We start from the raw sequence: 24,612 nt of genomic DNA, 5'->3' as shown, positions 1-24,612 counted from the left end.
GTGCCGCACTGGCCTGCCCCGCTCGTCGGCGGCGCCCGGCTCTCGGTGTGGGCGCCGAGCTCACCGGCCCCACGCATGTTCCCCGACCGGTTCGGCCGAGGGGTGCGGGCGCTGGCGGCGGACGGGTTCGCCGTGCGCGCGCTGCCGTCCTGCGCGGCGGCGGACGGCGTCACCACCCTCGCGCCTCGGGCGATCGCCGACGAGCTGCACGGTCAGCTCGTGGATCCGGAATGCGCCGGGGTGGTGGCCGCGGTCGGCGGCTGGACGATGGTGACCGTCCTGCCCCACATCGACTTCGGGCTGGTGGCCGAGGCGGCCAAACCGATCATCGGCTACAGCGACCTCAGCCTGTTGCTGACCGTCGTGTCCGCGCGGTCGGACCTGGTCACCTTCCACGGGCCGATGGTGGTCTCCGAATGGGGCGAGGCCGGCGGCCCGTGGGAGTACACCCGCGACCAGTTCCGCCTGGTGACCGGCGGCGTGTGGTCCGAGCACACGGTCGTGCCCGCCCCGGTGTGGTCGGACGAGATGCTCTGGTGGGACAAGGAGGACACCAGGCGGCGCACGCCGAACACGGGCGGTGAACGCGCGCGCACGGTGTCGCCCGGTGACACCGTCGAGGGCACGCTGTGGGGTGGTTCCCTCGGCGCGCTGTCCCTGCTGGCGGGCACCCCCTTCTGGGAGGTGCCCGCCGCCGCCATCGTCTTCCTGGAGACCGAGGCGATCGCACCGGACGAGTTCGCCGCGCGGCTCCAGCAGTTGCGGCTCGCCGGGGTCTTCGACCACGCCGCCGGAGTCGTCCTCGGCAAGATCGGCAGGCCGAGGGCCTGCCTGAGCGGGTTCGCCGACTACGACGAGGTCGTGCGCGACATCGTCCCGCCTGGACTGCCCGTGGCCGCCGGGTACGACATCGGGCACCCCGAACCCATGACGACACTGCCCGTGGGGGGCCTGGCACGGCTCACGTGCCCCACGGGCCGCGCACCCGATCTCACGTTGCTCGGACCGCACTGACCCCCTACCGCATGACAGGATTGGCGCTGAGATGACGATCGACCAGACACAGGACACGCCGCGGCTGGACATCTCCATGCCCGGCTTCCCGGAGTCCCTGCCAGGGGACGTGGTCTTCGAGCAGAGGATCATCCGGCAGATCGGCGAAGGCTTCGAGCGCGGCGGTTTCCTGCCGTTGGACACCGCCGCCGTGCAGCGGCAGGAGGTGCTGAACGCGGGTGGCGCGCAGTACCTCGACGGCGGGATACCCGAGTTCGCGTTCACCGTGGTCGAACCGCCGGAGTCCGACACCGGCACGAAGTTCGGCCTGCGCTACGACCTGACCGTGCCGGTCTCCCGGTTCATCGCCGAGCGTTCGGCCGACCTGTCCTTCCCGCTGCACTGCTACCAGATCAACAAGGTCTGGCGGGCCGAACAGATGCCGACGGCGACGCACTGGCGCGAGTTCTACCAGTGCGATGTCGACGTCGTGGGCCGCGACGAGCTGAGCCTCATGTACGACGCGGAGATCGCCTGCGCGGTGGTGTCGGCGTTCCGCGACATCGGGGTCGACGGCTTCACGGTGCGCGCCTCCAACCGCAAGGTGCTGGCCGCGCTGCTGGACAGTCACGGGATCCGGGTGCACCGGGCACGCGCGATCGTGCAGATCCTCGACAAGGGGCAGCGCCAGGAGCCTGCCGAGACCGCCGCCCAGCTCCAGGCCGCGGGTTTCTCGGCGACGGTGGCGACCGACCTCGGGCGGCTGACCGCGGCGACGACCCTGGCGCAGGGAAGGGACCTGCTCGTCCACCGCGGCGCCGACACGGCCGGGCTCGACGAGCTGGACACGGTGCTCAGGGCGGCCGCCGACCTCGGTATGCCTGCCGACCACCTGGTCGTGGACTTCTCGATCACGCGTGGCCACGACTACTACACCGGCACCGTGTTCGAGACGTTCGCCACGGGTCGGGAGCACTGGGGCGCGATAGGCGCCGGTGGCCGGTACGACGACCTGTTGCGGCACATCAACGGACGCGACTACCCGGGTGTCGGCATGTCGGTGGGGCTCGCTCGTCTCATGGGCCTGCTGCGTGAGGACGGCCTCTCCCGAGAGGTCGAGATCCGCGGGAACACCACCGTGGTCGTGCCGACCGCCGACGGCTGCGAGGACGGCGTGCTGCGGGCGGTGCGGGAGTTGCGCGGGGCGAACATCGCGACGCGGGCGGTGTTCGACGTCGTCGACTCCGACGGCGCCGTCCGGCTCGCGGCCGACTCGGCGGTCGCCGTGCTGGTCGAGGTGGGCGAGGGCGGCGTGCCTACCGTGCGGGACCTGTCCGCGCCCGAGGAGTGCCACAAGAGCCCCGCGAACCTGGTGGCTGCGGTCGAGTCCTTCTTCGAGGCCCACCGACCTGCCTGACGACGGCTCCCGGGGTCGCGAGACCACTCGCGACCCCGGGAAGCCGTCACCTCGGCCGCGCCAGCAGGTAGACGATCCCGTAGAGGTCCGTGCGTCCCGCGCGGCGGAAGTCCTCGCCCATCCGGTCGCAGTAGGCGACGGGGTCGGTGTCGGTCGCGGGCGTGCGCGCCCCCGTGAGCAGGTCGACCATGGTGACGTCGTACCCGGCGCGGTCCAGCGCCCGCGGCAGGCCGTGCGGGTCGTGCCCGTTGGCGCGCAGGCCGTCCGGCCAGAACTCCAGCCACAGCAACGGGTGTCGACGCAGCGTCGCCCGCATCCCGCACAGGACCGACCACTCCCAGCCCTCGACGTCGATCTTGACGACGTCGGGCGCACCCCACTGTCCCGCGAGGTCGTCCACCGTGGTCACCGACACCTCGACCCGACCGGTGACGGCCGGCACGAGGTCCACATTGGTCGAGTGGCAGGCCAGGTTGGTGCCGCTGCGCCACAACGCCGTCGTGCCGGGGGCGCCACCGGCCGCGGCACGAACGACCCGGACGCACTCGTGCCCGTTGGAGCGCATGTTCCGGTCCAGCAGGTCGGCCATGACGGGCTCGGGCTCGAGTGCGACGACCAGTCCGGCGGGCCCGACGCGGTCCGCGAACAGCGAGGCGCAGTACCCGAGGTTCGCGCCGACGTCGAAGACTGTCATCCCCGGCAGGACGAGCTCACGCAGGAGCCTGGTCTCGTGGGCCCAGCTCACGCCCGTCGTCAGGAAGTCGCCGAAATGGCTGGCGTCCTCCGCGAACACGGTGAGCTCGGCACCCCATTCGGTGCGCACGCTGGTCTCGGTGAACGTCATCTCACGGCCCTCCACGCCTCACGGCGACACAAGCCGCCAACCCGGTTCCTGATCGCGGACCACTTCCCGCGGGTCGTGCCGGTGCAGGAGGGTGGCGCCACACACGGACGCGCGGTCGAACGGGTCGCACCGCACCGCGTCCACCTCGACGAGGTAGAGGTCGAAGGCGGCGACCGGCAGTCCGCTCGCCGACCGCGCATTCGTCCTGACCTCGTCGAAATCGCGCCAACCGCCGTTGTTGAGCAGCCGGACCGTGCTTTCACAGAATTCTGTGCGCAGTGCCGTGTCGGAGCTGGTGATGAATACCTGCTCGACGATCGAGACAATGCGGAAGAACTCGACGGGCAGCAGTCCGAACGGGTCCATGGGCCCGGTACTGACGCCGCGCGTGTCGTACAGCACGACCCGCAACTGCTCCCACCGGTCCGGCAGCGAGTAGCTGAACATGTTGTAGGCACAGAAGGGCCAGCGGTTCCGGTTGCGGACCGTGTGCCACAGCTGCGCACCGAGGTGTGCGATCCCGGCGGCCAGCAGCACGGCGGCCCCGGTCCTGACGCGGGTCATGACTGCTCCGAACTCGGCAATTGATTCCTGGGCCAGGCTATGGTTCCCATGGAGGTGCGTCAACGCGGTTCGACACTGTTCAAGTACCGGCGCGAACAATGGACAGAATTACCCCGTCGAACTATCTTTCGGGCATCATCGGCAGGAGTCCAGAAATGAGCGGGAACGTGATCGCGCAGCGGCTGCACGAGATGGTGTTCGCACAACCGGGTGCGGCGGACAGGCTCGCCCTGTGCCGCATGACCACCGGGCTCGCGGTCGCGCGGACGGTACGCCACCTCCCGCCGAGCGACTTCGTCGCCGAGTACGGCAGGCTGCTCGACCGGGCCGAGGGGCGGTCCACCGCACGCGCCACGCTCACGCCCGCGACCTACGACCTGCTCAGGGTGATCGCCGCGGTGTCGTCGGTCGGCTGGTCGGTCGGCGTCGAGAACCCCGCCGTGAAGCTGGCCGCCAACATCTCGTTCGCCCTGCTGCAGCGCGAGGTCGTCAGGTTCCACGACAGGGCGTGGAGCTACAACAGCCACCTCAACGTCTTCCTGGCCGCACTGTCCATCATGGACAGCTCAGGCGACGCCGCCGACGACGAGCTGGCCTCGGTCGTGCTGTTCCTGCTCCAGGCCTGCTTCGCGTGGACCTACCTCCAGTCCGGAGTGTCCAAACTGGTCGGGACCGGCTGGCGCTGGGCGGACGGGCGCACCCTGCGTGGCGCACTCACCGAGCTGGGCACGCCGCTCGGCAAACACCTGTCGACCGCCGACCTCCGGCTGGCACGTGCGGCGAGCACGGCGACGATGGCCTTCGAGTTCTCCTTCGTGCCGCTGCTGCTGGTGTTCTGGCGACACCGCAGGCTGCTCGGGCTCGGCTCGGCCGTCTTCCACGGCGCCGTCAAGGCGACGATGGACATCTCCTTCTGGCACCTGTCCTGGTTCTCGGTACCGCTGTTCGTGGCGCCGAAGCGGATGACGACGTGGGCTCGCCGCGTCCAGGCGCGTGGCACGGTTCGACGAATCGCGAAATCACTGACCACCAAGAGGTGACGATGTCTCCTGAAGGAACCAACTCGGCCCGGATCCGGCCACCGTCGAGCTGGCGGACGCCGGACACGCACTTCCTCACCGTCCTCGAGGATCCGTGGTACCGGCACGTGTTCGAGCTGACCGACCTCTTCCACACCGCGACGGTCGACTTCTGGCGCTCTCGGGACGGCCGCGCCGCCTATCTGCCGCTGACGACCGGCTCGGTCTCCAGCCCCATGGGCAGGGGCAGCGACTCGATACCGGTCGCCATCCAGGTGTCCGGAGTGGACACCTACCTCGCCGACTCCATGCAGTTCCTGCTGGAGCTGACCTGCCGGCTGACGCCGGGCCCCTCCTACTACGTGATGCCCTCGTTCCGGGGAGAGCAGGCCGACCAGACACACCTGTGCCAGTTCTTCCACAGCGAGGCGGAGTTCACCGGCGGCCTGGACGACTGCGTCGACACGGTCAACGACTACGTGCGCCATCTCGCCGAGACCTTCCTCGACCAGGCGGGCGACCTCGTGGCGAGGCTCGCGGGCGGCAACGACCACCTCAAGGTCCCGCTCGACGGCGACGCCTTCCGGCGGCTCACCTTCGACGAGGCGGCCCGCCTCCTCGACGACCGCGAGGAGTTCGTCGGCGGTGTGGGTACGGCGACCCGTTCGCTGACCCGAGCGGGTGAGCGACGGCTCATGGAGCTGGTGGGGCAGTTCGTCTGGGTGACGCACATGGACCACCTGTCCGTGCCGTTCTACCAGGCCTTCGAGCCGGGCGACCGCGACCGGGCACGCAACGGCGACCTGTTGTTCGGCATCGGCGAGACGGTCGGCTGCGGCGAACGGCACGAGACCGCGGCAGAGGTCCGCGAGGCGCTCGACCTGCACGAGGTCACCGAGTCGGCCTACGCCTGGTACGTGCGGATGCGGGAGCTGACACCGCTGCGCACCTCGGGTTTCGGCATGGGCGTCGAGCGCTTCGTCCTCTGGCTCACCGGCCACGACGACATCCGCGACCTCCCGTTGCTGCTGCGGTTCAACGGCCAGCGGATCGATCCCTGAGCATGACCGGGCAGATCCACGCGGACTCGTTCGCCGACCAGGCGGCACGCGACCCGCACACCGTGTTCGCCCGCATGCGGGAGCGGGACCCGATCCAGTGGCACGCCCCGACCGCGAGCTGGTACGTGACGTCCTACGCGCTCGTGACGGACCTGCTCCGGGAGCGCACGCTGTCGGCCCGCCTCAGCGGCCACGCCGCGGCACGGGACGTGGCGGCCTCGGCGCGGCTGCGCCGGTTGGTCGAGCTGTTCGACAGCTGGATGGTGTTCAGCGACCCGCCGCACCAGACCCGGTTGCGCGACGCTGTCGCCGACGGCTTCCTGCCCCGCGCGGCGCGGGCGTGGGCGGAGTGCGCCCGGTCCGTCACCGAGCAGGCACTGCCCACCGCGGATGGTGACGTGGTCGAGGTGGACCGCGTCAGCACGGTGATCGCGACGCGGCTGACCTGCGCGGTGCTCGGCGTGCCGGTGCGGGACGAACACCTGGTGCGCGGGTGGTCGGCGGATCTCATCGGCTTCCTGGCCACCCCCTCGGCCGAGCCCGCACGCACGGCGGTCGCGGCCGAGGCGGTGGAGAAGCTCGACGAGTACTGGCGAACGGTGGTGTCGCCCCGGTTGGCCGAAGACGACCGCCTGGCGCCGTTGCGCGGCATGATCGGGCTCGACCACCACTCCGCGCTGGCGTTGTTCACGCAGCTGCTGACCGGTGGCATCGACCCGGTCGCCAGCACGCTGACCACGGCGATGCACCTCCTGCTGGGTTCGGACACCGAGCACGGAGACGTGGACGCGATCGTCGAGGAGGCGCTGCGGTTCGACGCGCCCTTCCACTTCGTGCCGCGCACGGCGACCGCCGAGCTCCGCATCGGCGGGCACACGGTGCCCGAGGGAGCACGGGTCGTACTCGTCATCGCGGCGGCCAACCGGGATCCGGCCGTCTACGAGGACCCCGACGCGTTCCGGCCGGGCCGTCCGGGGCCGCCGCACCTGGCGTTCGGCCTCGGCGGCCACTACTGCCTCGGCGCGAGCCTCGCGCGCGTCCTGCTGCGGGAGAGCATCGGTGCCGTGCTGCGCTGGTCGGCCGGGCGCAGGCCACGCGTGGTCGAGGCCACCCGCACCCCGGCCTTCGGTGCGACCACCTGGCAGCGGCTGGCGGTGTGGCTGTGAACGTCATCGAGTGCGCCGATCAGGACGACGTCGAGCGGCGGTCCCGGTCGTGGTCGGCGGGCGAGGAGTTCCCACTGCTGGCGGGCGTCGCGGTGAACCGCTACCGCGACGTGCTCGCCGCACACGGTGTGCGCGAGTGGCCCCGCGCACGCGAGTGGTCGGCGGAAGGCGTCGTCGTCTCGGTCGGCGGCGGGGCGGCGCGGGCGGCAGGCCGGCTGCTCGGGTCCGCCACGCACCGACCACACGAGCACGTCGCCGCCGGGGCGCTCGCCGAACACGTCCGCCGTCACGCGGCGGTCCCGGTCGCCGTGGTCGGGCTCGTGGACGACCTCGCCGAGGCTCGGGACTGGCCGGGGGCGTGGGCGGGGCGGGTGGGCGTGGTCACCGCGAGGGACACCGGGTCCCTGCTCTGCCTCGTCTACCGCACCCTGACGGTCGACGCGTTCGAGCCGGGTCGTGACCTGCTGGTGACGCACCACTCCATGGCGGACGCCGGGCAGGCGGACGCGACCGCGCTCGACGAGCTCGACGAGCTGCGCCACGGCTCGATCCGGACGCTGGTCCTGCGCACCCACGGCCGGGAATGCGCGGCGAGCCTGCCGGACGGCGTCCTCTGCGGCCGCTCCGACCACCTGGGCGCCCCGCTCCCGGTGTTGGCGGACGGCCGGCGCGGGCCGTCCTGCCTGCGGGGCGGCGGCTGTTTCCGGCCCGACCTCGAGCCGCACCAGCGGCTGCCGGTCGCCGACCTCGACGCCCGGCTGGTGTTCGCGCAGAGCTGTTCGGCGGTGGCCGTCGGCAACGCGGTGTTCCCCGGCGCGGTGGGGCTCGGTCTCGGGTTCCTGTCCGGCAGCGGCGTCGCCGTGCTCGGCGCGTTGGGCAGGCACACCGCGCACGTGTCGCTGCGCCACGAGTTCGAGGCGGCGATGAGCGAGGGGATCCCGCTCGGGGACGTGCTGCACCGGCTCAACGTCCGAGGACACCGGCTCTGGGGTGAGCTCGCGGCGTTCGGTCTGCTCGGCGATCCCGCCCTGGTGCTGGCCGGCCCGGCGCCGCCCCGGGCGCCGAGCGCCGCGCCCGTGGCCGACTCGCCGGTCCTGCGGGCGCTGCGGCACTGGAACTCGACGGTGCTCCCCCGGCTGGAACGGCTGCGCTGGTTCGACCTGGACACCACGGCCGTGGCCGCGCTCCGCGACCGGGTGCGGAACCTGACGGGACAACACGACACCGTCAGCGAGACCGTCCTGGAGGAGACGGCGGTCGCCTTCGCGCAGGCGCAGGAGGAGCTGCTCGGCGAGCTGACGCGGAAGGTGCACGACAGCTGGTGGCAGTTCCAGGGCGGCCTGATGTCCGCACTGCGCCTGACATCGAGCGAGCCGTGCGCCTGTCCGCACTGCGGGCCGGGGCGCGCGACCGAGGTCCGGCTCACCCACCTGGTCGACCCGGACCTGGTCGTCCGGGTCGTGCAGTGCCGGCGCTGCGGTCCCGTGTTCCAGTCCACCGGCGACGGTCCCCACCTGCGGCCGGTCGAGGAGGCGGTCTGGACCGGGCGGGCGGTGCCGGTGGACGTGAGCGCGGTCGTCGCCAACCACGGCACCGAACCGGTCGACTGCGCGGTCGGGTTCGCGTTCGTCGCCGGGGACTACCACGAGCTGCCGGGACCGAGCCGGCAACGGGTCTGGCTGGCGGGTGGCGAAGCACGCCCGATCCGCTGGCCGGTCCTGGTCACCTCGGCGAACGTCCGCCCGGACGAACACGAGATGGCCTTCCTCTCGCTGAGCGACGGCGTGCTGACCGCGATGAGCGGACACCTGTGCCTGACCGAGGACTCCACCACGGACGCGAGGAGTGACCGATGAACGCGGTCGACGTCATCCGGCTGAGCCGCCGGTACGGGCGCGGGGACTCCGGGAACGCGCTGTCGGACCTCTCGCTGACCATCCCGGTCGGCGAGGTGCACGGCCTGCTCGGCCCGAACGGGGCGGGCAAGACGACGCTGTGCCGGATCCTGTCCACTGTGCTCGCCCCGACGTCGGGTACGGCGACGGTGCTCGGCAGTGACGTGGTGACGCAGGCAGCGGCGGTGAAGCGGAAGCTCGCCGTCGTCTTCGGCGGGGACCGCGGCCTGTACGGACGGCTCACCGCCAGGCAGAACCTGTCCTTCTGGGCTGCGCTCTACGGGTTGTCCGGGCGCAGGGCGCGCGAGCGGGTCGACGCGGTGCTGTCGGTGGTCGGTCTCGACGAGCGTGCGGCCGAACGGGTCGACACCTTCTCCCGGGGGATGAAGCAGCGGCTGCACCTGGCACGCGGCCTCGTCGCGGAACCACCGGTGCTCATCCTCGACGAGCCGACCGCCGGGCTGGATCCGGTGGCCACCCGTGAGTTCCGCGAGCTCGTGCGTGCGCTTCGGCGCGGTGGGAGCACCATCCTCCTCGCCACGCACGACATGGCCGAGGCGACGGCGTTGTGCGACCGGGTCACGTTGCTGGACAGGGGCGAGGTCCTCGCGACCGAACACCCGGACGACCTCGGCAGGCTGGTGACGGGGCACGAACGGGTCGAGGCGGACGGCGTGCCGCCGGACGTGCTGGCGGACCTGTGCGAGCTGCCCGGCGTGCGTGCGGCGGACCCGGCCGACGACGGATGGCTGCGTCTCGAGTGCGCGACGACGGCGGCGACCAGCGCGGTGCTGGACGTGCTCGTCCGGGCAGGCGTGACGCGACTGCGCACCGGAAGGCCCACGCTGGACGAGGTGTACCTCCGCACCTACGGCGGCCGGGGTCTGGCGGTGCGGGCATGAGACTGTTCCTGGCCGCGTTCGGTTTCCAGCTGCGCAAGGCGTGGCGGTCGCCGGACACCCTGCAGGCGTGGCTCACCACCCCGTTCCTCACGGTGGTCATCCTCGCGATCGCCGACCACTCCGGACGCGTCGACCTGGCCCCGTACGCCGTGGTGGCGCCCACGCTGATGGCGCTGTGGACGATCACCCTGTTCAGCGCGGGCGAGATGATCACCGACGAGCGCGCGCAGGGCACCCTCGAAGCACTCGTCGCCACGCCCGCGTCGTTCTCGACGATCGTCACCGGCAGGCTGTGCGCGGTCGTCGGCCTCGGACTGCTCGCGATGGCCGAGGCGTGGCTCACGGCCGGGCTCGTGTTCGGCCTCTGGATCTCACCGGCGCACCCGGTGGTCCTGCTCGCCTGCCTGCTGGTGAGCGCGGCGGCGATGGCGGGTACGGCGAGCGTGCTCACTCCCCTGTTCGTGCTGGCGCCGTCGGCACGGATTCTCCAGAACACGCTGAGCTACCCGTTCTACCTCCTCGGCGGGGTACTGGTGCCTGCTGCCGAGCTGCCGGAGTGGCTGCGTCCGGCCAGCAGGGTGATCTTCCTGTCCTGGAGCTCGGACCTGTTGCGGGACGGACTCGCGAGCCCACCCGTCGCGTGGGTGGCGCCCCGGCTGGCGGTCGTCGCGCTGCTCGGCGCGGCCGCGTACGCGGTCGGCGTCCTCCTGCTGCGGCGGGTCCTGCTCCGGGTGCGTCACGACGGCACACTCCCCCAGACGTGAGGCGACGATGCGAACTGCGGTCCGGGTGGTGCGGTGCAGCGCGGCGAACGCGTTCGCCGACCTGCGGGTGATCTACACGTGGAAGACGTGGACGTTCGGCTGGTTGGGCCGGATGCTGGCGCAGGTCACGTTCTTCACGTTCCTGGGCCACCTGCTCGGCGATCCTGGCGCGACGAGGTTCCTCGTGCTGGGGAACTCGTTGATGGCGTGCGTGATCGAGTGTCTGCTCGTCATCCCGTCCAGCGCGTGGGAGCGTGCCGCAGGCACGCTCGGACTGCTGGCCGCTGCGCCGAGTGGTGTCGGGTGGGTGTTCTTCGGGCGCAGCCTGCAGTGGCCGGTCAGCGGGACCGCCACCTCGCTGGTGTCCCTGTTCGCACTCGGACCGCTGTTCGGGGTGACGTGGTCGCCCGCCCAGGTCCTGCCGGTCGTCGCCGTGGTCGTCGTCACCGCGTTCACCACCTACTGCCTCGGCCTCGTCCTCGCCGCGGTGGTGCTGTGGTTCGGTCAGGTGCGCAACATCACGAGCAATGTCGCCTACCTGACGATGATGGTGATCTGCGGCGTCCAGGTGCCGGTCGGCTACTGGCCGGGTTGGGTCGGCGCCATCGCGGAAACAGTGCCGTTGACGCACTCCCTGCGTGCGTTGCGCGGTGTGGCCGACGGCGCCCCCTTCCTCGACGTGACCGTGCACGCCGTCCTCGCCCTCGTCGCGGGCGCCTGCTGGCTCGGCGCGAGCCTCCTCGCCTTCCGGGTGGCCATGTACCGGGGCCGCAGGGCGGGCACGATCGACTTCGCCTCCTGAACACGGAGTACACAGTGGACATCAGTCTCTTCTATTTCGCGGACGACGCCTCGGCGTCGCCGACCGGTTGTTATGACCTGCTCCTGGACGGGGCGCGGTTCGCCGACGACGCCGGCTTCCGCGCGGTGTGGACGCCGGAACGCCACTTCCACCGGTTCGGCGGCCTGTACCCGAGTCCGGCGGTCACCGGCGCCGCGGTCGCCGCGGTCACCCGCCGGGTCGAGGTGCGCGCGGGCAGCGTCGTCCTGCCGCTGCACGACCCGATCCGGGTCGCCGAGGAATGGTCGATGATCGACAACCTGTCCGGCGGACGGGTCGCGCTCGCGTTCGCGTCCGGCTGGCACGCGGTCGACTTCGCGCTGTGCGCCGATCCCCCGCAGGCGTACCGAAACCGCCGCGCGCTGCTCGCCGAGCACGTGGACACGGTGCGGCGCCTGTGGCGCGGCGAGAGCGTCGAACGCGTCGACGGCGCCGGGGAACGGACGGCCATCCGCGTCCTCCCCGCCCCGGTGCAGCCGGAGCTGCCGTTCTGGATCACCAGCTCCGGCAGCACGGAGACCTTCCGCACCGCGGGCGAGCTGGGCGGCAACGTGCTCACCCACCTCCTCGGCCAGAACCTCGACTCGCTGCGGCGCAACATCCAGGTCTACCGCGAGGCCCGTGTGGCCCACGACGGCGCAGCGGGCCACGTGACGCTGATGCTCCACACCTTCCTCGGCGATTCCGACGACGAGGTGCGTGCGCGGATCAGGGAGCCGTTCTCGCGTTACCTGGCCAGCTCGGTCGACCTCATCGCCCGCTCGGGCCCGACCCTCGGAGACGTCGACACGCTCTCCGAGAGCGACCGGGACGCGCTCGTCCGCCGTTCCTTCGACCGCTACTCGCGCGACAGCGGGTTGTTCGGCTCGCCGGACTCGGCGCGGCGGACGGCACAGCTGCTCGCGGACTCGGGCATCGACGAGATCGCCTGCCTCATCGACTTCGGGGTCGACCGGCCGTCGGTCCTGAAAGGACTCGAACACCTCGCGGCACTCGTCGCGGAATTCCGCTGATCGGAGAGGTGCCATGAACACTGGTGACGAATCCCTCCTGCACCGACTGGTCGAGCGGGCCGCGCGGCGGTGGCCGGACGCGCGCGCGGTCGTGACCACGAGCAGGACGCTCACCTACGCCGAGCTCGACCGCCTCGCGAACGCGACCGCCGCACGCCTGCACCACCTGGGCGTCGAACGGGACGAGCTGGTCGGCGTCGCGATGCGCAAGGGGTGGGAACAGGTCGTCGCCGTGCTGGCGGTGCTCAAGGCCGGCGCGGCCTACCTGCCGATCGACCCGGACCTGCCACCCGCCCGGTTCCGCGGGTTGGCGGCACGCGGCGAGTGCCGGTGCGTCCTGACCCAGGACTGGCTGACCGTCCCCGATCTCGACGGCGTGCACGTCCTGGCCGTGACAGACGAACAGGTCGTCGCCGCGCCGGCAGGCACCTCGACGCAGGCGGACCTCGCGTACGTGCTGTTCACGTCCGGCTCGACCGGCGAGCCGAAGGGGGTGATGCTCGAGCACGCCGGCGTGGTGAACACCGTGCTCGACCTCGACGAGCGGTTCGATGTCGGCCCCGGCGACGCCGTACTCGGATTGTCGGCGCTGAGCTTCGACATGTCGGTGTACGACATCTTCGGCATGCTCGCCGCCGGGGCAGCGGTGGTGCTGCCCGACCCGGAGGGCGCGCTGGACCCCGGCCACTGGGTCGAGCTGATGCACGCCAACGGCGTGACGGTGTGGAACACGGTCCCGGCGCTGCTGGCCATGCTGGTGTCGTGGCTCGAGGAGACGGCGGGCGCCGCGCCGAGTCCCGTGCGGCTCGCCTTCCTCGGCGGTGACTGGATCCCGCTCGACCTGCCCGACCGGGCACGGGTGTACTTCCCGGACCTCACGATGGTCAACATCGGCGGTGCGACCGAGGCGTCGATCTGCTCGGTCTTCCACGTGGTCGACCACGTCGATCCCGAGTGGACCTCCATCCCCTACGGCAGGCCGCTGACCGGTCAGGGTTGCCTGGTGCTCGACGACGGGCTGCGCCCGGCGACCGAGGGCGAGCTGTTCATAACCGGGCGCGGTGTCGCCCGCGGCTACTGGCGGGCCCCCGAGCTGACCGCGGCGTCGTTCGTCACCCACCCGGTGTCCGGGGAGCGGATGTACCGGACGGGCGACCGGGGGCGGCTCATGGCCGACGGCGCCATCGAGTTCCTCGGCCGCGCCGACCACCAGGTGAAGGTTCGCGGCTTCCGCGTCGAGCTGGGTGAGGTCGAGGCCGTGCTGCGGTCGTGCACGGCGGTCGGCGACGCGGTGGTCGTCGCTACCGGGCCCGCGCAGAGCCTGACCGGGTTGACCGCGTTCCTCACCCCGCGGCCTGGTGCGCGGCCGGTTGCCGAGGTCGTCCTCGCCGAGGCCCGCGAGCTTCTCCCGAGGTACATGGTTCCCGACGCCGTGCGTCTTCTGGACGCCTTCCCGTTGACGGGGAACGGAAAGGTCGACCGAGCGGCACTCGCCGCACAGGCCGGGGCGGGGCACGCGGACGGCGAGCCGCCAAGGCCCGGCCTGGAGCGACGCGTGGCCGAGGTGCTGTGCGACCTGCTGGCCGGGCCGATACCCAGCCGTACGGCGTCGTTCTTCGAGCTGGGCGGCAACTCGCTGGTGGCCGCGCAGTTCGTCGCCCGGCTGCGCCGGTTGTGCCACACCGACATCCCCATGACGCTGCCGTTCACCCACCCGACCGTGGCAGCGATGGCGGCCTTCCTGTCCACTCAGGACAAACCGGCACAGGCGGCGATCCGCCACGACCCCGCACGCGCGACGCCCGCGCCGGTGTCGTTCGGGCAGGAACAGGTGTGGTTCCTCGACAGGCTCGCCGACGGCAACCGGGCCTACCACTTCCAGTGCGACGTCCGGTTCCACGGCGGGCTGCGGCCGGAGCTGTTGCGCGCGGCGCTGACGGAGGTGGTGGCCAGGCACGAGATCCTGCGCACGACCTTCGAGGAGATCGACGGTTCGGTGGTGCAGATCGTCCACGACCCGGTGGCGGTGCCCCTGCCCGTCGAGGACCTGCGCCGGGCGCCCGCTCGCCTCACCGACCGGATCGCCGCGGAGCTCGGGCGGTCGTTCGACCTCCGGCGCGGTCCACTCGTCCGGTGGCGGCTGTACCGGGTGGCGGACGAGGAGTGGGTGCTGCTCCACACCGAGCACCACCTCGTGCACGACGGGTGGTCGCTCGCCGTGCTGTGGCGGGAGATCGAGGAGCACTACGTCGCGGCGGCAGGCGGTACCGAGGCGTCGTTGCCGCGCCCGCTCATCCAGTTCGGCGACTTCGCCGTGTGGCAACGCGACCGGTACGCGGCAGGTCGGCGGGAGGAGGTCCTGTCCTACTGGCGGCGCAGGCTCGCCGGCGTTCGCCCGTTCGACCTGCTGGTCGCCGGGCCGCGTCCGCCGAGGCAGACCTTCGACGGCTCGGCGCTGCGCGTGTCCCTGTCGACCGACCTGTACGCACGGCTGCGGGAGTTCAGCGCCGCGGAAGGCACCTCGCTGTTCGCCACCATGTTCGCGGCGTTCACGGTCCTGATGCACCGCTACAGCGGCGCGGACGACCTGTGCGTCGGCTCCTGGATGGCCAACCGCGAACGGGAGGAGACCGAGGGCCTCATCGGCATGCTGGTCAACATGGTCGCGTTGCGCACGACCGTCACCGACGACCTGTCGTTCCGGGAGCTGCTCGGCGCCGTCCGGGGGACCGTCGTGGAGGCGCTGGAGCACCAGGACGCGCCGTTCAACGACGTGGTGCGCGAGTTGGCCCCCGACCGCGACCCGAGCAGGAACCCGTTGGTGCAGACGTGTTTCAGCTTCCACGACTCGCCGATGCCCGCGCTGCGGTGGCCGGGCGTGCACGGCGTGCTGACCGAACGGAACAACGGGAGCGCGAAGTTCGACCTCAACGTCGTGGTCATCCCGAGGGCAGAACAGCGGCGTGCCGGAGAGCTGTCCGACGGCGACCACCTGACCCTGATGTGGGAGTACAACACCGACCTGCTCACCGAGGGGACCGCCACCGTGATGGCGGATCACTTCCAGCAGCTCCTGGCCGCGGCCGTGGCCACGCCGGACGAACCGGTCGGCGAGCTGTCGATGCTGACGGAGACCGACCGGCACGCGCTCACCGCGCTCACGGCGCCGGCCCCTCCCCACGGCGAGGACGTCCCGCGGTTGTTCGCGCGGCAGGTGGCGACACGACCGGACGCCGTCGCGGTCGAGAGCGACGACGCCACTCTGACCTTCGCCGAGCTGGACGCGGCCGCACGCGCGCTGGCCTGCCGGCTGGTCGAGGCCGGTGTGGGGGTCGGCGACCGGGTCGGCGTGTGCGTGCGGCGCACCCACCGGCTTCCCGTGGCGCTCCTGGGTGTCCTGTTGAGCGGCGCGGCGTACGTGCCGCTGGACCACCGCCACCCTGCGGCACGCCACGAGCTGATGCTGGCCGACGCCGACGTGCGCCTGGTGGTCACCGAGCCCGAGCTGGCCGGCGCCTTCGCGCCCCGTCCGGTGGTCCCCGTCGAGGGAGCCGCCCCTCGGACGGCACTGCCCGAGTCCCCCGAGCTGGCCTACGTGCTCTACACCTCCGGAACCACCGGGACGCCCAAGGGTGTCCGGGTGCCGCACACGGCACTGGCCAACCTCCTGCTGGCGATGCGCGACCTGACCGGGACCACCTCGGCCGACACCCTGCTCGCGGTGACCACGACGGCGTTCGACATCGCGGCACTGGAGATCTTCCTGCCCCTCGTGACCGGGGCGCGCCTGGTGGTGGCACCCGAGGAGACGGTCGCCGACGGGGTTCGGCTCGCGGCGATGCTGACCGAACGCGCGGCGACCGTCATGCAGGCGACGCCGACCACCTGGCGCATGGTCGTCGAGTCGGGGTGGCGGGCCGACGGCCGGTTCGTCGCCCTGTGCGGCGGCGAGGCGATGCCACCGGACCTCGCCGGTGCCCTCGCCGACCGGGCGAGCGACTGCTGGAACCTCTACGGGCCGACGGAGACCACGATCTGGTCGACCGCGTACCGGGTGCGGGGGCACGAGGCGGTGGTGCCGATCGGTCGGCCGCTGCGCGGCACGGTGCTCCGCGTCCTGGACGCGGCAGGCAGGCCGGTCGCGGTCGGTCTGCCGGGCGAGCTCCACGTCGGCGGCGTGGGCCTGGCGCTCGGCTACACGTCGGAGTCGTCGACGCGGGAGCGTTTCGTCGCCTCGCCGGACGGGCGCTACTACCGGACCGGTGACCTCGTCCGGCTGCGACCGGACGGCGAGCTGGAGTTCCTGCGTCGTGGCGACCGCCAGCTCAAGCTGCGTGGCTACCGGATCGAGCCCGGCGAGATCGAGCACGTGCTGCGTGGCTGCGCAGGCGTGCGCGACTGCGCCGTCGAGCTGCGCGGGGACCCCGCCCGGCTGGTCGGCTACGTCGTGGGTGACGGCTTCTCGGCGGACGCGGCCAGGGCACACCTCGCCACGCGGCTGCCCGGGTACATGGTCCCGCCGGTGTTCGTGCCGCTCGCGGCACTGCCCCTGTCGGCCAACGGGAAGCTGGACCGCGCCGCGTTGCCGGACCCGGCGCCCAGCGGGCCACGCGATGCCGGGAACCGCGACGAGAACGCGCTGGAGTCCCGGCTCGCCGCGGTCTGGGCCCAGGTGCTGCGGTGCGACGAGGTCGGGCTCGACGACGACTTCTTCAGCCTCGGTGGACATTCCCTGCTGGCACTGCGGCTGATCTCGCTCATCCACCGGGAGCTGAACGTGCCCGCCGACCTGGACCTGGTCTTCGAACACCCGACCGTGCGGGAGCAGGCCGCCGCACTGGGGGCTCGTCCGTGAGCGACCACCTGGTGCCGCTGGGCGAGACCGGCTGGCGGATCTGGCGGGACTCGGTGCTGCGCAGCGCGGGCTTCCCCGCGCACCGCGTGTCCGGCCTCCGCGGCCCGGACCTGGTGGCACGGGCCGAACGCGGCGACACCGACTTCGCCACCGCGTTCGCGCGGGAACGGAAGCGTGCGGAGGCGGCACTGGTCGGCTCGGTCGACGACCGGTTCCTCGAGGCCGTCACCTGGCAGAACCCCCGCCTGGCACGGAACTGGCTGCACCGGGTGCCGACCCTGGACCCGGACAACCACGGGCTGCGGCGCGAACAGCTGCTCACCATCGCCAACTACCTCCAGCGGTACTGCCTCAAGAACGACTCCATCGGCTTCTTCGGCCCGGTCGTCTGGGCACGCTGGACCGAGGGCGCCCGGCCACTGGTCACCCGTGTCGGCGAGGGCCTGTCGAGCTGGCTGCACGTCCACTTCGAGGTGTGGGCGATCGACGCGCTCGCGCGGGTGCTGGCGGCGGATCCCGGCGTGCGGCCGTGGCTTCGCCCACGCGTCGTCGCGTCGTGCGTGGTGAACGGCACCGAGCTGGTCCGCCCCCACGGCCCGCCGCTCGCCCTCGGCGAAGCGGACAAGGTGCTCCTCGCCCGCTGCGACGGGACGTCACCGGTGCTCGAGATCGCCAGGGTCCTGTCGCGTCCGCCGGGTGAGGTGCTCGACGCTCTGGACCGGTGGCGGGACGAGGGCGTGGTCCACCTCGGGCTGGAGGGCCCGTCCGAGTCGTGGCCCGAGCGGACGTTGCGGGCCAGGCTGGCCGCCATCGGGGACGCCCCCACGGCGGCCCGCACGCTCGGTGCGCTGGACGAGCTGGTCGCGGCCCGGGATCGGGTGGCGGCGGCGGCCGGTGACGCGACCGCGCTGGCGCGGGCGATGAACGACCTGGACGAGACCTTCCGCAGGCTCACCGGGGAGGCCCCCACCCGCAGGGACGGGATGACCTACGCCGGACGGACCCTGGTCTACCCGGAGTCCCGCCGCGACGTCGACGTCGAGCTGGGCGCCCCGCTGCTGGAGACGCTGTCGGCGCCGCTGGGCCTGGTCCTCGACAGTGCCCGCTGGCTGGTCGGCCGGATCGGTGACCACTACGCGGAGGTCTTCCTCGACGTCTTCCTGCGGTGCGGCGGTGACGCGGTGCCGCTCGCGCGGTTCCTCGGCATGGCGACGCCGCACCTGTTCGTCCGGTCCACCCCGCTGCGTCCGGTGGCACGGGCCGTGGCCGAGTTCCAGGAGAAGTGGGCCCGCGTCCTCGCCGTCCCCGACGGCGCGCGTCGCCACCACCTCCGCGCCGAGGACATCGCGGACCTCGTCCGCCACGAGTTCCCGCCGCTCCCGGCGCCCTGGTCGGCGGCCCGGCACCACTGCCCCGACATCCTGCTCACGGCCGGGGGCGACGTGGTGCTCGGCGAGCTGCACATCGCGAACAACACCGTCGAGAACCGGGTGTTCCTGCTCCACCACGACGACCCCGACCGGCTGATGGCCGCGATCGACGCGGACCACGCGGGCAGGCGGACCTTCGCGGTGCCGACGAAACAGTGGCCGCGGGTGAACTCACGCACCTACCCGCCCCTGCTGTCCACCGACTACACCTACTGGTGCCTGCACGACGACTCCACGGGAGCGCCGGGCCCGGTGCTGCCCTCGGCCGACATGACCGTGCACCGGGCAGGCGACCGCCTGGTCGTGCGGTCCGGCGCACGGGAGCTGGACCTGTTCGAGGTGCTCGGCGAACAGCTCTCCTTCGCGGTCGTCAACGCCTTCCGGCCCCTGGGCGCGGCGGCGCACCACCCGCGCGTCACGATCGACCGGCTGGTGATGCACCGTGAGTCCTGGCGGTTCGACGCGACCGACGTCGAGTGGGTCCGGCGCAGGGACCCGGCCGAGCGGTTCCGGCTCGCCCAACGGTGGCGACTCGACCACGGCCTCCCGATGCGGGCCTTCTACCGCGTGCCGGCACTGACCAAGCCCATCTTCGTCGACTTCGGCGCCATCGTCCTGTGCGAGCGCATGGCCAAGGCCGTCCGGGGCGCGGACCGGGTGACGCTCACCGAGATGCTGCCCGACACCGACGAGCTCTGGCTCACCGACGCCGCCGGTGACCACTACACCGCCGAGCTCCGGATCGTGGCGCTCGCCCAGGAACCCGTGCAGGCGAACGGAGACCGCCATGACCGTTGACCTCGACGTCACCCCCGCGCAGCGGACCCAGCTGCTCGGCACCCAGATCTCCGTCGACCCCCGCACGGGCTTCCGGGGGCACGCGATCGACCTCGGGGCCGGTGTCGACCACGCACGCGCGCAGCACGTGTGGGAGACGTTGTTGCGGACCCGCGCCAACCTGCGGGTGCGGTTCGTCGACGACGGCGACCGGGTCCGGCAACGCGTCCGCGCGTTCGCCGACCTGCCGGAGCGCTGCCGACGGCTGCCCGCGCGGAACGAGGCAGGCGCGACCGTGCCGGACCACTTCCCGGAGGTCCCGGACGTGTTCGGGGACACGCCGGTCATGGCGAGCTTCGCCCGCGCGGACGACGGCCGCGGCAGGCTCTTCCTCCACCTCCACCACGCGCTGGTCGACGAGCACTCGCTCGCGCTGCTGGGTGAGGAGGCCCGGCGCGTGGTCGGCGGCCACGCGGGCGCCGACGACACCGACGCCTATGTCCGGGCTGCGCACGCGTTGTCCGACGCGGCCTCGGGTGACGGCGAGAGCGAACGGGAGTACTGGCGCCGTCAGCTCGTCCGCCCCGAGCCGTTCACGGCGCTCGTGGACGGCACGGCGGACCAGGACCCGCCCGAGAGCGAGTCGCTGCGGCTCGAGCTGGCGGCGGCGACCGTCGCCGGGATCCACGCGACCGCCCGGGCGCTGCGGGTGACCCCGACCATCCTCGCCCAGGCCGCGCTCGTCGTCGTCAACCAGCGTGCACGGCCGGGCACCGTCGTCCCGGTGGGGATCCCGCTGTCGCTGCGTGACCACGTCGACGTGGGCTTCGACGCGGTCGGCCTGTACCTGAACGTGCTGCCGTCGGTGACGGCGGCGGCGGACGAGGACACGCTGGCCGAGATCGTGCGGCGGGTGCGGTCGAACGTCCTCGAACTGAACCGGCACAAGTACGTCCCGCTGTGGCGGATACCCGAGCTGGCCGGGCTCCCCCGTTCCCGGGTCACCTTCGCCGCGACGTCCTACTTCGGCACCACCCTGGCCCTGCGGCACGACAGCGGTGGCGCCGACCGGGTGCTTCCCGGCGGCGCGCTCCCCGCCCAGGCCATGCACGTCGACGTCACCCTCGGGAGCGAGCACGGCACGCTCGACCTGTTCCAGCACGCCTCGACGGGCAGCCGGGCTCAGGGCGCCGCCCTGCTCGACGCCTTCGCCGCGGTGCTCGCGGCCCTCGGCGGCGACACCGCGGCACGCGTCGCCGAGGTCGACGGCGTCGCACCGACCGTCGCCCGGACGCCGCGCTCCCCGGTGACCGCACCGGTCCGGGACGAGGGCCTCGCCGCGACGATCGCGACCGCGGTACGCGACGTGGTCGGGTACGACGTCGGCCGGGACACCGACGTGTTCGACGCCGGGGTCAGCTCGGTGTCGGCGGCACGGGTGGTCGCGTCGCTGCGCACGGCCGGGCTCCCGGTGAAGGTCAGGGACGTCTTCGCGCATCCGACGGTGAACCGCCTTGCGGGACTGGTGGCGAGCCGCGTCCGCGTCGGGTCCGGGAGCTGACGATGACCGGTGCGCTGCGGCTCCCGCTGCCACGTCGTCTCGCGGGCGCCTGCCTCGCGCACGGCGACCAGGAGATCCTCTCGACCGCCTTCGCGCATGCCGTCACCGCGTGCGTCGACGGCACCCGACCGTCGTTCACGATCGTGGAGCGCGCCGCTCCGGACCGGGTGACCGTGGCACTGGCAGACGCCGACGCGGCCGCGCTCTGGGCGGTGTGGACGGTGTTCGTCGAGCGTCTCCGGGAGCTGGTCGGCGAGGTGGCGGTGCCGACGCCGGGTGGCGACTGCGTGACGCACGCGATCCGGCGCCTGGCCGAGGAACGCGGCAGCGCGGTCGCCATCGAGGACGACCGGGAGTCGTTCACCTACGCGCGGCTGGCCGAGCTGGCCCGTGCGGCGAGCGGCCTCGACGGGGTCGTCGGCATCGTGGGCACGGCGTCCGCGCGGTTCTTCGCCGCCGCCGCCGCGGTGATGGGCGCGAACTGCGCCTACCTGCCGCTGGATGCCCGCCAGCCCGCGGACCGGCTGCTGCGGATGGTCCGCCAGGCGTCGTGCCGGGTCGTCATCGACGTCGGCGACGGGATGCCCGACCTCCCCGGCCCGCGCGTGGTGCCGTGGGCGGACCTCGTCCACGGCCGAGTCGGCGGGAGCGGCGAGTCAGCCGTGGAGACGCCCGCGTACGTGATGTTCACGTCGGGCAGCACGGGGGTGCCGCGCGGCGCCGTCGTCGGGCGGAGTTCGCTGTGGTCGCTGTGCCGGTGGGTCGCGCGGACCGTCGGACTCACACACGGCACGGTGGTCAGCCAGGTGGCCAGCGTGTCGTTCGACGCGTCGGCGCTCGAGGTCTGGCCCGCCCTCGCCGCGGGCGCCCGGGTGTGCGTCGCCCCGCACGACGCCAGGCTCGACCCGTTCGAACTGGTCGAGTGGCTCGCCGACAGGCAGGTCGAGTACTGCTTCTCGCCGACGCCGATGGCCGAGCTGGTGATGCGGGCGCCGTGGCCGCCGACCGCGGCACTGCGTGCGCTGGGCACCGGCGGCGACCGCCTGCACGCCGTGCCGTCCGAGCTGCCGTTCCGGGTCCTGAACCAGTACGGGCCGACCGAGTGCACCATCGTGGCGACGGCTGGCTGGGTGGAGCCGGGTGGCGACGAGCTCCCGCCGATCGGGCTGCCCCTGCCGTTCAACCACCACCTCGTGGTGTCCGAGTCCGGGTCACCGCTGCCACCCGGCACCGAAGGCGAGCTGTGGATAGGTGGGACCGGTGTCGGGCTCGGTTACGTCGGCGACCTCCACGCCACGCGGGAACGCTTCGTGCCCAACCCCCACTCCGACGCCGGGGAGACCGTCTACCGCACCGGGGACATCGTCCGCGAGCGCGCCGACGGTCGGCTCGAGTTCGTCGGACGGCGGGACCGCCAGGTGAAGATCTCCGGGGCGCGGGTCGAGCTCGGTGACGTCGAGGCCACCGTGCGGGCGGTGCCCGGTGTCGTGACCGCGGTCGCCGACCCCGGGGAACGGCGTCTGGTCGTGTTCGTGGTCGCCGAGCCGGACACCGGTGGCGGCCTGGTCGAGGCCGTCCGAGCCGCGCTCCCGACCTTCCTGCGGTACTCCCGGATCGTCGTCGTCGACACGATTCCGCTCAACCACAACGGAAAGACCGACCTCGCGACGCTGAGGACGCGCGTCGACCTGGCAACGGACCACACCCCCTGAACTGGTAGGCTCCTGCGGCCGGATTCTCATATGTGACAACGGAGATCGTCGATGGCAGACAGCGAGTTCACCCGTACCGCACCCGTCAGCGGGTTCCCGGAATGGCTCCCGGAGGTGCGGATGGTCGAACTGCGTTGGCTCGACAGGATTCGTGAGAAGTTCGAGTCCTACGGGTTCGCTCCCATCGAGACGCCCGCGGCCGAGACCCTGTCCGCGTTGCTCAAGAAAGGCGAGACCTCGCAGGAGGTCTACACCCTCCACCGCCTCCAGGACGACTCCGGCGGCGAGGCCAAGCTGGGCCTGCACTTCGACCTCACCGTGCCGTTCGCACGCTACGTCGCGCAGCACCTCAACGACCTCACGTTCCCGTTCAAGCGATACCAGATCCAGAAGGTGTGGCGCGGCGAGCGCCCGCAGGAGGGCCGGTTCCGCGAGTTCACGCAGTGCGACATCGACGTCATCAACCCCGACCACGTACCCCTGCACTTCGACGCGGAGGTACTCCGCATCGCCTCCGAGGTGCTGACCGAGCTCGAGATCGGCCAGTTTGTCCTGCGGGTCAACAACCGCAAGGTGCTGGAGGGCTTCTACCGGGGGCTTGGCGTGCCCGACCCCGTCGCGGTGATCCGCGTGATGGACAAGCTGGACAAACTGGCCGCCGAGCAGATCGAACGGATGCTGGTCGACCAGCTGGGACTGACGGACGGCCAGGCGAAGTCGTGCCTGCGGCTGGCGGAGCTACGCGGCGGCGACGCACCGTCCGTACTGCGGGCCGTACGGGACCTGGGGGTGAACGACGAACTCCTGGACGAGGGCCTGGAGGAGCTGGCCTACGTCCTCGACGCGTTGCGTGACCTGCCACCCGGCGTGGTCGAAGCGGACCTGTCGATCGCCCGCGGCCTGGACTACTACACCGGAACCGTCTACGAAGGAACGTTCACCGAGTTCCCCAAGTACGGCAGTATCTGCTCGGGCGGCCGGTACGCGGACCTGGCGGGCGCCTTCACCAGGCGAAGCCTTCCCGGCGTCGGTGTCTCGATCGGACTGACGCGGATCTTCGCCAAGCTACTGACCGAAGGCCGTCTCCCCGTCGGTCCGAAGTGTCCGACCCAGGTGCTGGTGGTGGTGCCCGGCCAGGACACACAGGCCGCGACAGCCGTGGCGGCGGTACTGCGTGGCCGGGGCATCAACACGGAAGTGTTCCACCAGACCGCCAAACTCGCGAAACAACTGCGTTACGCGATCGGCAAGGGAATTCCGTACGTATGGTTCCCCCCATTCCACGACGACGCCCAACACGAGGTCAAGGCACTGGCGACCGAGGAACAGGTACCCGCGGACCCGACAGTGTGGCTGCCCTGAAGCGTGAACGCACGCGAGATGCGCGACAGGTGTTTCGCGGGAGACCCCAACGGCCGCAGACCACGATCATCTCCCCAAGATCCAACAAGTGCATCCCTCTCTGACACCAACCACTTGCGAACTTGGAACAGTGCGTGCCAGGCCAGCGCCACCGGCCACGGCGCGAGCAGTGGTCGTCGCCGACCTGTCGCCTGCCTGGTGGGCGAACGTCAGCTCGCCGGATGACCCGCGATCCCGGCCATCACCGAATCGTGTCGCCTGACGGTGTTCTGGAAGTCGAGGATCTTCCCGGCCCGGACGAGCATCACCTGCATCCCGCCGAACTCCCCCGCACGCGGTCCGTCCGGCACCCGCAGGGTGTAGGAGACATGCCATCGAGGTCGAGGAGTCCGACCTGGAGCGCTTCCGCACCTGGCCGGCCAAGATCGCCGCCCCG

The 24,612-nt window shown here is 72.0% G+C and carries 18 protein-coding genes; 15 read left to right on the top strand and 3 right to left on the bottom strand.

The features are described from left to right. Window positions 1-1,014 (top strand): LD-carboxypeptidase, encoded by a 1,014-nt coding sequence (locus CLV71_RS22150; RefSeq protein WP_133904754.1) that lies wholly within the window; start codon window positions 1-3, stop codon window positions 1,012-1,014. A 31-nt stretch (window positions 1,015-1,045) separates the two neighbouring features. Continuing rightward, window positions 1,046-2,410 (top strand): ATP phosphoribosyltransferase regulatory subunit, encoded by a 1,365-nt coding sequence (locus tag CLV71_RS22145; RefSeq protein ID WP_133904753.1) that lies wholly within the window; start codon window positions 1,046-1,048, stop codon window positions 2,408-2,410. 46 nt (window positions 2,411-2,456) lie between these two features. Here the strand turns inward: CLV71_RS22145 and CLV71_RS22140 are convergent, their stop codons facing one another. Both CLV71_RS22140 and CLV71_RS22135 read right to left on the bottom strand, forming a co-directional pair. Next, complete coding sequence (locus CLV71_RS22140) at window positions 2,457-3,254, bottom strand: FkbM family methyltransferase (protein WP_133904752.1); 798 nt, start codon at window positions 3,252-3,254, stop codon at window positions 2,457-2,459. An 18-nt stretch (window positions 3,255-3,272) separates the two neighbouring features. Beyond that, window positions 3,273-3,818: a hypothetical protein gene (locus tag CLV71_RS22135; protein WP_133904751.1), complete on the bottom strand. Its 546-nt coding sequence runs from the start codon at window positions 3,816-3,818 to the stop codon at window positions 3,273-3,275. 155 nt (window positions 3,819-3,973) lie between these two features. Between CLV71_RS22135 and CLV71_RS22130 the strand changes: the two genes are divergently transcribed. Genes CLV71_RS22130 through hisS form a run of 13 tightly spaced genes read left to right on the top strand, consistent with a single transcriptional unit; the run spans window position 3,974 to window position 24,176 of the window. After that, window positions 3,974-4,858 carry a hypothetical protein gene (locus CLV71_RS22130; protein WP_133904750.1) on the top strand — a complete coding sequence of 295 codons (885 nt, stop codon included), beginning with the start codon at window positions 3,974-3,976 and terminating at the stop codon, window positions 4,856-4,858. 2 nt (window positions 4,859-4,860) lie between these two features. Beyond that, window positions 4,861-5,898: an amino acid--tRNA ligase-related protein gene (locus CLV71_RS22125; RefSeq protein ID WP_133904749.1), complete on the top strand. Its 1,038-nt coding sequence runs from the start codon at window positions 4,861-4,863 to the stop codon at window positions 5,896-5,898. Between the two features lie 2 nt (window positions 5,899-5,900). Continuing rightward, complete coding sequence (locus CLV71_RS22120) at window positions 5,901-7,064, top strand: cytochrome P450 (RefSeq protein ID WP_133904748.1); 1,164 nt, start codon at window positions 5,901-5,903, stop codon at window positions 7,062-7,064. Beyond that, window positions 7,061-8,920, top strand: coding sequence for a hypothetical protein (locus CLV71_RS22115; protein WP_133904747.1), 1,860 nt, complete (start codon window positions 7,061-7,063; stop codon window positions 8,918-8,920). The genes CLV71_RS22120 and CLV71_RS22115 overlap by 4 nt, the downstream gene beginning before the upstream one ends. Then, a complete protein-coding gene (locus tag CLV71_RS22110) occupies window positions 8,917-9,861 on the top strand; it encodes an ABC transporter ATP-binding protein (RefSeq protein WP_133904746.1) in 945 nt (314 codons plus the stop codon). Before CLV71_RS22115 ends, CLV71_RS22110 begins: the two co-directional genes overlap by 4 nt. Then, complete coding sequence (locus CLV71_RS22105; RefSeq protein ID WP_133904745.1) at window positions 9,858-10,625, top strand: ABC transporter permease; 768 nt, start codon at window positions 9,858-9,860, stop codon at window positions 10,623-10,625. The genes CLV71_RS22110 and CLV71_RS22105 overlap by 4 nt, the downstream gene beginning before the upstream one ends. A gap of 7 nt (window positions 10,626-10,632) precedes the next feature. Then, complete coding sequence (locus CLV71_RS22100) at window positions 10,633-11,427, top strand: ABC transporter permease (RefSeq protein ID WP_133904744.1); 795 nt, start codon at window positions 10,633-10,635, stop codon at window positions 11,425-11,427. A gap of 14 nt (window positions 11,428-11,441) precedes the next feature. After that, window positions 11,442-12,479, top strand: coding sequence for a MupA/Atu3671 family FMN-dependent luciferase-like monooxygenase (locus tag CLV71_RS22095; RefSeq protein ID WP_133904743.1), 1,038 nt, complete (start codon window positions 11,442-11,444; stop codon window positions 12,477-12,479). 13 nt (window positions 12,480-12,492) lie between these two features. After that, the gene (locus CLV71_RS22090) at window positions 12,493-17,334 is read left to right on the top strand and encodes a non-ribosomal peptide synthetase (RefSeq protein ID WP_133904742.1); all 4,842 of its coding nucleotides are present in this window, start codon (window positions 12,493-12,495) and stop codon (window positions 17,332-17,334) included. Further along, window positions 17,331-19,562: a lantibiotic dehydratase gene (locus CLV71_RS22085; protein ID WP_133904741.1), complete on the top strand. Its 2,232-nt coding sequence runs from the start codon at window positions 17,331-17,333 to the stop codon at window positions 19,560-19,562. Before CLV71_RS22090 ends, CLV71_RS22085 begins: the two co-directional genes overlap by 4 nt. Beyond that, a complete protein-coding gene (locus CLV71_RS22080) occupies window positions 19,552-21,102 on the top strand; it encodes a condensation domain-containing protein (protein ID WP_133904740.1) in 1,551 nt (516 codons plus the stop codon). Before CLV71_RS22085 ends, CLV71_RS22080 begins: the two co-directional genes overlap by 11 nt. A gap of 2 nt (window positions 21,103-21,104) precedes the next feature. Further along, complete coding sequence (locus CLV71_RS22075) at window positions 21,105-22,814, top strand: AMP-binding protein (protein ID WP_133904739.1); 1,710 nt, start codon at window positions 21,105-21,107, stop codon at window positions 22,812-22,814. A gap of 51 nt (window positions 22,815-22,865) precedes the next feature. Beyond that, entirely contained in the window at window positions 22,866-24,176 is a 1,311-nt protein-coding gene (hisS, locus tag CLV71_RS22070) for a histidine--tRNA ligase (protein WP_133904738.1), read from the top strand. Between the two features lie 209 nt (window positions 24,177-24,385). Here the strand turns inward: hisS and CLV71_RS47850 are convergent, their stop codons facing one another. Further along, window positions 24,386-24,526: a hypothetical protein gene (locus tag CLV71_RS47850; RefSeq protein WP_166664206.1), complete on the bottom strand. Its 141-nt coding sequence runs from the start codon at window positions 24,524-24,526 to the stop codon at window positions 24,386-24,388. Between the last annotated feature and the right edge of the window lie 86 nt (window positions 24,527-24,612).

Origin of the sequence: Actinophytocola oryzae (genome assembly GCF_004364325.1) — a bacterium.
In the GTDB taxonomy this organism is placed as follows: domain Bacteria; phylum Actinomycetota; class Actinomycetes; order Mycobacteriales; family Pseudonocardiaceae; genus Actinophytocola; species Actinophytocola oryzae.
The sequence above is the reverse complement of the archived record's forward strand: the minus strand, read 5'-3'. Positions and strand labels throughout refer to the sequence as shown.

What these genes read in the sequence shown, in the direction of transcription:
- CLV71_RS22145 (WP_133904753.1), top strand. Translation starts at nt 1,046, where the DNA reads ATGACGATCGACCAGACACAGGACACGCCGCGGCTGGACATCTCCATG.
- CLV71_RS22140 (WP_133904752.1), bottom strand. Translation starts at nt 3,254, where the DNA reads ATGACGTTCACCGAGACCAGCGTGCGCACCGAATGGGGTGCCGAGCTC.
- CLV71_RS22135 (WP_133904751.1), bottom strand. Translation starts at nt 3,818, where the DNA reads ATGACCCGCGTCAGGACCGGGGCCGCCGTGCTGCTGGCCGCCGGGATC.
- CLV71_RS22130 (WP_133904750.1), top strand. Translation starts at nt 3,974, where the DNA reads ATGAGCGGGAACGTGATCGCGCAGCGGCTGCACGAGATGGTGTTCGCA.
- CLV71_RS22125 (WP_133904749.1), top strand. Translation starts at nt 4,861, where the DNA reads ATGTCTCCTGAAGGAACCAACTCGGCCCGGATCCGGCCACCGTCGAGC.
- CLV71_RS22120 (WP_133904748.1), top strand. Translation starts at nt 5,901, where the DNA reads ATGACCGGGCAGATCCACGCGGACTCGTTCGCCGACCAGGCGGCACGC.
- CLV71_RS22110 (WP_133904746.1), top strand. Translation starts at nt 8,917, where the DNA reads ATGAACGCGGTCGACGTCATCCGGCTGAGCCGCCGGTACGGGCGCGGG.
- CLV71_RS22105 (WP_133904745.1), top strand. Translation starts at nt 9,858, where the DNA reads ATGAGACTGTTCCTGGCCGCGTTCGGTTTCCAGCTGCGCAAGGCGTGG.
- CLV71_RS22100 (WP_133904744.1), top strand. Translation starts at nt 10,633, where the DNA reads ATGCGAACTGCGGTCCGGGTGGTGCGGTGCAGCGCGGCGAACGCGTTC.
- CLV71_RS22090 (WP_133904742.1), top strand. Translation starts at nt 12,493, where the DNA reads ATGAACACTGGTGACGAATCCCTCCTGCACCGACTGGTCGAGCGGGCC.
- CLV71_RS22080 (WP_133904740.1), top strand. Translation starts at nt 19,552, where the DNA reads ATGACCGTTGACCTCGACGTCACCCCCGCGCAGCGGACCCAGCTGCTC.
- CLV71_RS22075 (WP_133904739.1), top strand. Translation starts at nt 21,105, where the DNA reads ATGACCGGTGCGCTGCGGCTCCCGCTGCCACGTCGTCTCGCGGGCGCC.
- hisS (WP_133904738.1), top strand. Translation starts at nt 22,866, where the DNA reads ATGGCAGACAGCGAGTTCACCCGTACCGCACCCGTCAGCGGGTTCCCG.